We start from the raw sequence: 1,004 nt of genomic DNA, 5'->3' as shown, positions 1-1,004 counted from the left end.
GCATCAACTCGCAGATCTACAGCCGTTCCGGCGGCTTCATGGGGATCTCCTTTGCAGTACCCATCGATGAGGCGCTGCGGGTAGCCGACCAGCTCAAGGCCAGCGGACGCGTCACGCGCGGCCGTATCGGCGTACAGATCGGTGAAGTGACCAAGGATGTGGCCGAATCGCTGGGCCTGGCCCGCGCGCAAGGCGCGCTGGTGCAACGCGTGGAAGCCGGTGGCCCGGCTGACAAGGCGGGCCTGGAGGCGGGCGACATCATCCTGAAATACAACGGTGCAGCCATCGAGCGACCGAGCGACCTGCCGCGCATGGTCGGTGCCACCAAGCCGGGAGCCAAGGCCACCGTCAATATCTGGCGCAAGGGCAGCGCCCGCGACGTCAGCGTGACCGTGGTCGAGCTGGAAGCCGACAAGCCCAAGCAGGCCGAGGAAAAGAAGGCCAAGCCCGACAACACCCCCAACTCCCTGGGCCTGGTGGTGAGCGACCTGAGTGATGCGCAGAAGAAGGAGCTGAAGGTCGACAACGGCGTGCTGGTGGAAAACGTCAGCGGTGCCGCGGCCGCCGCCGGCATCCGTCCGGGCGATGTGATCCAGCGCCTCAACGAGGTCGATGTCAACGACAGCAAGCAGTTCGGCCAGCTGGTGGCCAAGCTCGATGCCAAGAAGCGGGCAGCGGTGCTGGTGCGCCGTGGCGACTCCTCGCAGTTCGTGCCGCTGCGTCCGAACGGCGGCAACTGAGGGCGGGCCCTTTTTCCGTAAAATTGCCTGATACTTCAGCATGAAGGCTGCGGCTCCCCGGGGCCGCAGCCTTTTTCCTTGGTTCGCGTCGGGCTGAGGGAAGAAACTTTCATATGAGCCTATGACCACCCCTTCTTCGCCCTCAGCCGCAGGGCAAGCCTTGCACTTCATCATCTATTCGCGCAGCTACTGCCACCTGTGCGAAGACCTGCGTGACGCCTTGCGCCAGGCACTGGGCGAGATCCCGGCCGTGATCGAGATGGT

At 64.5% G+C, this 1,004-nt stretch carries 1 protein-coding gene; it reads left to right on the top strand.

Features of this window, described 5'->3' with window-relative positions:
* A partial coding sequence (locus B3873_RS08380; RefSeq protein ID WP_286865240.1) for a PDZ domain-containing protein occupies nucleotides 1–740 on the top strand: 740 nt, incomplete at its 5' end.
* Nucleotides 741–1,004: the final 264 nt, after the last annotated feature.

Origin of the sequence: Herbaspirillum sp. UBA812, assembly GCF_002296545.1 — a bacterium.
Classification (GTDB): Bacteria; Pseudomonadota; Gammaproteobacteria; order Burkholderiales; family Burkholderiaceae_D; genus Herbaspirillum; species Herbaspirillum huttiense.
The sequence above is the reverse complement of the archived record's forward strand: the minus strand, read 5'-3'. Positions and strand labels throughout refer to the sequence as shown.